We start from the raw sequence: 7,824 nt of genomic DNA, 5'->3' as shown, positions 1-7,824 counted from the left end.
CCGGCGCTCTGGCCCATTCCAGGATGCTGCCGGGTCCGCTGACGGTCGCTAGCGGGATCGTCAGCGAAACGACCAATGGAGAGCTTCCATACGAGATGGGCTGTACGCTCGCGCGGGTCATCGTCTCGTTCTCGATCGCGCTGGTTCTCGGCTCCCTCGCCGGATATGCCATGGGACGCTGGAAGACGGTCGACCGATACGGAGATCCCTGGCTGGTCGTGCTGCTCAACCTGCCCGCACTGGTGACGATCATCTTTTGCTATATCTGGATCGGGTTGACCGAACCCGCTGCAATTCTGGCAGTCGCGCTGAACAAGCTGCCGAATGTCATCGTCGTGATGCGCGAGGGCACCCGGGCGCTCGATCCGGAACTCGACGAAATGGCGCGGGCATTCCGATTGACGGGCGTCGTCCGCTTGCGCCACGTCGTGATACCTCAACTCGTCCCCTACTTCGCTGCTGCATCAAGGTCCGGTCTCTCCATCGCCTGGAAGATTGTGTTGGTGGCGGAACTGATCGGACGCCCGAATGGAGTCGGCTTTGTTCTCGGCTCGGCGTTCTCCCTGTTCGATTTGACCAAGATACTGAGCTATGCGTTAACGTTTGTCCTGCTCATGCTGACAGTCGAAAACCTTCTGGTGCAGCCCCTTGAAAGACGAGCCCAACGCTGGCGCCGACGCGCTTGAGCTTCGTATCGACAGCAAGACGTACCTGTCTGCCGACGGAAATCCAGTTGAGGTAATCCGTGGCCTTGCGCTGCGGCTTGAGCCCGGCGCCTTCGGCGCAATCATGGGACCGTCCGGTTGCGGCAAAACGACACTCCTGCGCATCGCTGCCGGGCTCGATCCCGATTTTCTGGGAACCCGCCGTGTCCCTCGCGCGCAACGGCTTGGGATTGTATTTCAGGAACCTCGGTTGCTCCCTTGGCGCACCGTTGAGGAGAACATCAGGCTGGTGCTGCCTGCCGGGGATGAAGGGAGTGATCTCGCGCCGCTCGTCGAGACGCTCGGCCTTGGATCCCACATGGCGCACTATCCCGGAGAGCTTTCGTTGGGTCTGGCACGACGCGTCGCGATCGCGCGCGCCTTCGCGGTGCGGCCGACGCTTCTGCTGCTTGACGAACCCTTCGTATCGCTCGACGAGGTCACCGCGGCCCGGTTACGGGAGCAACTTACCGCGCTGACCCTTCGCGAGGGAACCACAACGCTGTGCGTCACCCATGATCCGGCAGAGGCGGTCGAGCTCGCCGACCACCTTTTCGTCCTGAGCCACCGCCCGGCGGCGGTCATCTTCGAGCGACATTTGTCCTCAAGCGAATTGCGGCGCGGCAACGCGGACGTTCTTTCCATCCAGGAAGAGCTCCGGGACGCGCTGGTTCTGTCCAGCGGTCCCGCGTCCTTGAGCCAAGCGCATTCCGCTTTGCGGAAAAACTGACGATACGAATTTTCTCTTTTGGCTTTCGTATCGCTCGCTTTCATTGACGCCATTGCTTTCCTGCGACTAGCATCACAGCCGATCCGCTAAGAGGTCACTAGGGAGGATATCGATGAATCGCTTCGTATTTGCGGCGTGCGTTATCTTGCTCACGCCACTCGCTGCCAACGCCCAATCGGCCGATCAATTGATCAAGGGCGCGACCGACACGTCAAACGTTCTCAACTATGGCATGGGGTACAACCTGCAGCGGTTCAGCCCGCTGACCCAGATCAGCCGGGACAACGTCAAAGACCTCGTACCGGTATGGAACTACAGTTTTGCCGACGACCGCAGCGAGGAGTCGCAGCCGTTGGTATACCAAGGCGTGATCTACGTCACCACGAACGCTGCGACGATGGCGGTCGACGCCAAGACCGGCAAGCAGATCTGGAAGACAAAGGTCGAATACCCGCCCGAGACGCCGCGCATTGTGTGCTGCGGCATCATCAATCGCGGCGCCGCGATACAAGACGGCAAGCTGTTCCGTACCACGCTCGACGCCAACGTTATTGCGCTGGACATGAAGACCGGCAAGGAACTATGGCGGCAGAAGGCGGCCGACATCAAGGAAGGCTATTCCATGACAGTCGCACCACTCGTCGCCGACGGCGTGGTGCTGACTGGTGTCTCCGGCGCCGAGTTCGGCACCCGCGACTTCATCGACGGCTGGGAGCCCGAGACCGGCAAGCATCTCTGGCGCACTTACTCGGTCCCGAGCCCCGACGAGCCCGGTGGCGACACCTGGAAGGGCGACACCTGGAAGCTGGGCGGTGGATCGACATGGATCACCGGCTCCTATGACCCCGAGTTGAAGACGGTCTATTGGGGCATCGGCAACCCCGGCCCGTTCAACGCGGCGGGGCGGCCGGGCGACAATCTCTTTACCTGCTCCGTGGTCGCGCTCGACCCCAAGACAGGGAAGATCAAGTGGCACTATCAGTTCTCGCCGAACAACCCATTCGACTATGACGCCGTCGCCGAGATGGTGCTCGCCGACATCAACGTCGACGGCAAGCCGACCAAGGTGCTGATGGATGCCAATCGCAACGGCTTCTTCTATGTGCTCGACCGCACCAACGGCAAGCTGCTGGCAGCCAATCCCTATGTGAAGGTGAACTGGGCGACCGGCATCGACATGAAGACCGGCCGTCCGATCGAGACTGACGTCACCAAGGATGCGCGCGAGGGCAAGAAGGTCACGGTCTATCCGTCGATCCTCGGCGGCAAGAACTGGGAGCCGATGTCGTTCAATCCGCAGACCGGACTGGCCTACGCCAACACGCTGCTGTTCGGCGGCCATTACAAGACCGTGGACGCCACCTACAAGGCCGGCGAGTGGTATGTCGGCATGGACCTCACCGATCTCTGGGATTGGGGCACCGGGCCGCGCGGCGCGCTCAAAGCGATCGATCCCCTGACCGGCAAGGCCAAGTGGGAAGTGCCGAGCGACATTCCGCGCTTCTCGGGCGTGTTGTCGACCGCCGGCGGCGTCGTATTCTCCGGCCAGTTGACCGGCGAGTTCGAGGCATTCGACGCCGACTCCGGCAAGAAGCTCTGGCAGTTCCAGACCGGTTCCGGCATCGAAGGACAACCGGTGACCTGGCAACAGGACGGCGTGCAGTATGTCGCCGTGGCGAGCGGCTATGGCGGCGTGTACTCCTTGTTCTCCGGTGACGAGCGGTTGGCCAAGGTGCCGCCCGGCGGATCGCTGTGGGTGTTCGCTGTCAAGAAGTAAGGCGGCAAGATGGAAGGACGTTACGGCTGGGCGGCGGCATTCGCCGCCCTTGCCATCGCTGTGATGGCGATTGCGGCCGCGCAACGCGCGACAGCACAACAGGCAGCTTCGGCGCAAGCCAAACCCGGCCCGGCAACCGCCGATCAGGGAATGATCGACAAGGGCAAGGTGATTTTTGCAGAGCATTGCTCGCACTGCCACGGATTCAACATGGTCAATGCGGGTACGGTCACGCCCGACCTGCGCAAGTTTCCCGACGTCAGACCGCGGTTCGTCACGACGGTGAAGCAGGGCAAGAACAACCGGATGCCGCCTTGGGGCGACATTTTAAGCGACGACGACATCGCAAACCTGTGGGCCTACGTGTCCAGCCGGAGGAGCCAATGAGACGCTCGTTGACGGCCATCTGTGCGGGCGCGCTGTTTTCGGCTGCGCTATTGGCGATGGCGGACCGGCATGCCGACGCATCCGACGACGTTTTGAAGGTGTGTCTCGACGAAGACCTGCCGCCGGCTTCCGTGCACCAGCGCGGCAAGCCGGAAAGCGGGTTTGACGTCCTGCTGGCACAGGCCGTGGCAAAGCAGTTGCAACGGCCGCTCAGCATCCAGTGGTTCGAGAGCAAGCTGGACGAGGATTCAAGCCCCGCGCTGGAGGCCAATGCGCTGCTGTCGGACGGCCGTTGCGCGTTGCTCGGCGGTTACCCGCTGACCAAGGATTCACTCGTCGTACCCGGCGTCAAGACGGCCAAGCTTCCCGATTTCGACGGCGCGACGAGGGATGATCGCCGACGCCGTGTCACGCTCGGCGTTCTTGCACCCAGCCGGCCCTACGTCTATTCGGCCCTCACCGTCGTGCTCGGCAGCAAAGCACGCGATCGCCATATCAAAGACCTCGGCGATCTTGCGGAACTCCGGATCGGGATCGAGAGCGGCACGCTGGCGGATGCCATTTTGATGAACTTCGACAAGGGCAGGCTGATCGACCAGATCACCCATCTGGTGCCGGGACGGAGCGATCTGCTTGGCGCGCTTGAGCACGGCGAACTCGACGCGGCTCTGGTGGACCTGCGCCGCCTCGATGCCTATCGCGCCACGCATCCCGACAGCAATCTCGCGGCGAGCGGCTATTACTATCCCATCGGAGCCAATCGCGCCTATGTCGGTCTTGCCAGCGACCCAACGCTTATCGCTGCCGTCAACAAGGCGCTGTCCGATCTCGAAGCGAGTGGCACAATCGAGCAGTTCGCCCGAACTGCCGGTCTCACTTACCTGAAGCCCCGTGAGCCCATCGTACTCGGCGACGTCATGCAGCAGATATTGCAGAAGTGAGTATCGCCTGATTTTGCTCCGGAGCTGTCAGCGATCGGCTGTCCCAAATGCCAGCAACACGTTGCCAGGAACGCCGCTCCATTGCGCGTAACCCGAATTGACGTAGAGCATGCCGTCCACGACGACGGGGCCAGCTCCATCGATCGCACCGCCGTGTCCCGAAACACCGTTGACGGTGACATAGTCGCGGGCTGTGTCGAATTCCCAAAGCAGTCGCGCGTCGTCTGTCGCATAGGCTCGCAGATAACCGCTAACGCCGCCCGCGAAAACGACTCCCGGAATAACGGTGACGGCCGCGGAAAGCGCCGGGCTGCACCGGTCGCGGTCTTCGCAGGAAACCGGTGATACTTGCATTGTCACCTTTCCATCTGACAGGTCGAGCGCGAAAAGGCCTCCGCCTTGCGTAGGATCGAGGCGCCGGGTGCCGTCACGTAGAAACCGCACGTCGGAATTCGCGATGTAGATGCGATCCTGATCGGCCGCGGAACCCCACTCCATGCCGCCGAGCGGACCGCCCTTACCCACCCGCGTTTGCCAAAGCAACTTTCCTTGCGCGTCGGGATCGAAGGCGTGAACAACACCCGATTTTTGGCCAACGACAAGTACGCGGCGCCCGTCGCGCAAGCTGACCAATATCGGCGACTGCCCGAAGTCGTGGTCTGGGCCGTGGTCTTCAGGACAGTTGGTTTGGGTTGCGCCGAAACAGGCCACCACGAAGCTGTCCTTGGGTGTTGCTTGCTGATGCCAGAGCATTTGACCTGTCTTCAGATCGAAGGCGACGATGGCATCGCTGGTGTCCGCCGCAGGGTTCGAATAGGAATTGCCTGTCGCGACATAGAGTGCGCCACGTTGGACATCGATGGTCGGAGACGACCAGACCGACGCGCCGGACGGACCATGAAGCTGGACGCCCGCAGCATTCTTGCTGGTTGGGTGCGGTGCTTCCGAAATCGTGTAGGCCTTCCAGATTTGCCGGCCGGTCGTCGCATCCAGCGCAGCGACGCTTCCGCGAAAGGTGCAGCATTCGTAACTGGGTCGCGATCCCGTCGCTTCTTCGATCGAGGAAACCGGCACGTAGACAACACCGGAAAACAGGGTCGGAGCCCCCGTGACTCTGGCTGCCGGATGGTCTTCCACCTTCGTCTTCCAAACCAATGCGCCCGTTGTCGCACTCACGGCATAGGCATTTGCGCGCAGGTCGCCAAAATACAAAAGCCGATCATTGCCGGAGAGCGCGCCGAAGGCGATTGCCGTGCGAACCGGCGCATCGGTTGCAAATGTCCACAGCGTGCATCCGGTCCTGGCGTCGAGCGCGTGCAGTTTACTGTCGGCCCCTCCGACAAACAGCACTTTGCCAATGACGGTGGGCTGGGCAATGGCTGAGGTCGCTCCCGGAAATCCAAACGCCCACTTTAACTGCAGTTTCGATACCTGATCTGGTGTCAACCGTGCCATTTCGAGGGGTTGGAAACGGCTGTTATTGATATCCGCGCCCCAGCCGTTCCATTGCGGTCCCTCGAGCAACCCTGCAACCGGGAGCGTGCGATCGGCGCACTCTGCGGTGGATTGGCTTCGAGCAACGGGCAGGGGGCCGCTCGGGTTGTTGCCCGTCACGAAGGAGGCGATCGCCTTGCGCTCGTCAGCCGTTCGCCCTCTCGCCATATCGGCCATGCTGCCCGACGTCATGACTCCAAGAACATGCTCGAAGGTCATCGCCCGCAGCGCGCTGCGGCCAGGTATCCGGCTCTGCTCGCCATTGGCGTCATGGCACGACGCGCAATGCTCAGTGTAAAGAGCGGCCCCGTTCTGCTGTGCCGGCGCCGGCAGACAGGATGCAACGAGCAACGAGGTGACGACGACGCTTAATCTCATGACTGCTCCTCATCGTGGGGACAATTGCCGCATTCAGGAAGCACAATCATAAATTTTAACGTGATGGTTCAGTTCGACAAGCTCAAACTGCTCGCGAGGACGAGCGGTCGCGTCTCATCAGAGACGGATTGCCGGGGCGGTCAGTGTCCGTCGGGCGTGCGGACACCGCCCCAGTTGTCGCGCACCTGCTGGTAGTGAACGCCAGGGTCATAGGTCTGCGTCGAAAGATGCAGCACCTGCGGCGATAGCCGTCCGATGGCGTTGAGGACCGCGTAGGAAGCAACGACACGGTCATGCTGCGCCGTCACCAGCGCGACGCGGGCATTCACCAGCGCCTGTTGGGCATTCAGGATATCGATCACGGTGCGCTGGCCGACCTGGGCTTCCTTGCTCGTGCCGAGATAAGCGAGCTCGGAGGCCTGGACCTGAGACTGTGCGGCGGCTACCTGCGCCTTGCCCGCCACCAACTGGCCCCACGCCGTGACGAGGTCGGCTCGCGCCTGATCGCGAACCTGCTCCATGGTGAGACGCTGCTGCTCCAGCGTTTCCTTCGATTGCCGGATCAGCGAGTATTCCGCTCCGCCCTGATAGACCGGGACGTTGAGCTGAGCGGTGGCTGCCGCGGTAAACTGGTTGATGGTCGTGATGCTCGGGTCCCAGACCTTGGAGACCGCCGCCTGCAACGAGACCGTCGGAAACAGCGCGCCTTCGTTGATTTTCACGGTGAGAAAACTGACGTCGACGCCGTACATGGCGGACGTCACGTTGGGGTTTTCGCGGCGCGCCAGTTCGATCGCGCCGCCGACGGTTGCCGGGAGATAGCGGTCGACCGGCGAAGCGGGCTGGAGGCTCACCGGATCATTGCCGATGATGCGGCGGAAATTCGCCCGCGTGGTCGTCAGCGTCGAGACGGCCGCAAGCTCCTGGCTCTGGGCTGCGGCCAGCTGCGCTTCCGACTGGGCCACGTCGGTCGGCGTCACCAGCCCCGCGCTGAACCGGTCGCGGGTCTGTTTCAAGGTCAGCTCGAGCACTTTGGTATTGCTGCGCTGGACTTCCAGGATTGCGGCGTCGCGCAGGTAATCCATGTAGATCGTGGCCGCCGCAAGCAAAACCGACTGCTCCAGCAGCCGCAGGCCTTCGCGCGCGCCAAAAACCTGACTCTCGGCGGCGCGCGTCTTGTTGGCGGTCTGATTGCCGTTGTAGAGGGTCTGGGTAGCGGTGAGGCCGACCGCGTGCGGACTGTTCGTCCCCGCGAAGACCTTGGGCGTACCGACGGCAGATGTTTCGTCGGTGTATTGATAACCGCCGCTCAAGGTCGCAGTGACCTTCGGACGATAACCGGCAAGCGCCTGAGGGACATTTTCATCGGTCGCGCGAACGAGAGCGCGCTGGGCGTTGAGTTGCGGATTGCTC

The 7,824-nt window shown here is 62.2% G+C and carries 7 protein-coding genes; 5 read left to right on the top strand and 2 right to left on the bottom strand.

The genetic code is table 11. The features are described 5' to 3' along the window. The first annotated feature begins 8 nt into the window (after positions 1–8). From WB528_RS24270 to WB528_RS24250, 5 genes are all read left to right on the top strand, one after another. Positions 9–686 carry an ABC transporter permease gene (locus WB528_RS24270; protein ID WP_423891479.1) on the top strand — a complete coding sequence of 226 codons (678 nt, stop codon included), beginning with the start codon at positions 9–11 and terminating at the stop codon, positions 684–686. Further along, on the top strand, positions 649–1,434 hold the full coding sequence (locus tag WB528_RS24265; RefSeq protein ID WP_423891478.1) for an ABC transporter ATP-binding protein: 786 nt from the start codon (positions 649–651) through the stop codon (positions 1,432–1,434). The genes WB528_RS24270 and WB528_RS24265 overlap by 38 nt, the downstream gene beginning before the upstream one ends. A 112-nt stretch (positions 1,435–1,546) precedes the next feature. Further along, complete coding sequence (locus tag WB528_RS24260) at positions 1,547–3,211, top strand: methanol/ethanol family PQQ-dependent dehydrogenase (RefSeq protein ID WP_423891476.1); 1,665 nt, start codon at positions 1,547–1,549, stop codon at positions 3,209–3,211. 9 nt (positions 3,212–3,220) lie between these two features. Next, positions 3,221–3,598 (top strand): c-type cytochrome, encoded by a 378-nt coding sequence (locus WB528_RS24255; RefSeq protein ID WP_423891474.1) that lies wholly within the window; start codon positions 3,221–3,223, stop codon positions 3,596–3,598. Next, entirely contained in the window at positions 3,595–4,539 is a 945-nt protein-coding gene (locus WB528_RS24250; protein ID WP_423891472.1) for a substrate-binding periplasmic protein, read from the top strand. Before WB528_RS24255 ends, WB528_RS24250 begins: the two co-directional genes overlap by 4 nt. Before the next feature lie 27 nt (positions 4,540–4,566). Here WB528_RS24250 and WB528_RS24245 read toward each other — a convergent pair whose 3' ends face one another. Together WB528_RS24245 and WB528_RS24240 are read right to left on the bottom strand one after the other, a co-directional pair. Next, positions 4,567–6,411, bottom strand: coding sequence for a PQQ-binding-like beta-propeller repeat protein (locus tag WB528_RS24245; protein ID WP_423891470.1), 1,845 nt, complete (start codon positions 6,409–6,411; stop codon positions 4,567–4,569). Positions 6,412–6,551: 140 nt separating this feature from the next. After that, positions 6,552–7,824: TolC family outer membrane protein (locus WB528_RS24240; RefSeq protein WP_423891469.1), on the bottom strand; the 1,273-nt coding region annotated here is incomplete at its 5' end.

The sequence above is a fragment of the Bradyrhizobium sp. genome (assembly GCF_049586575.1).
Lineage (GTDB): Bacteria > Pseudomonadota > Alphaproteobacteria > Rhizobiales > Xanthobacteraceae > Bradyrhizobium.
Note: the sequence above shows the minus strand (reverse complement) of the source record. Positions and strands in the feature narration are given on the sequence as shown.

What these genes read in the sequence shown, in the direction of transcription:
- WB528_RS24260 (WP_423891476.1), top strand. Translation starts at nt 1,547, where the DNA reads ATGAATCGCTTCGTATTTGCGGCGTGCGTTATCTTGCTCACGCCACTC.
- WB528_RS24255 (WP_423891474.1), top strand. Translation starts at nt 3,221, where the DNA reads ATGGAAGGACGTTACGGCTGGGCGGCGGCATTCGCCGCCCTTGCCATC.
- WB528_RS24250 (WP_423891472.1), top strand. Translation starts at nt 3,595, where the DNA reads ATGAGACGCTCGTTGACGGCCATCTGTGCGGGCGCGCTGTTTTCGGCT.
- WB528_RS24245 (WP_423891470.1), bottom strand. Translation starts at nt 6,411, where the DNA reads ATGAGATTAAGCGTCGTCGTCACCTCGTTGCTCGTTGCATCCTGTCTG.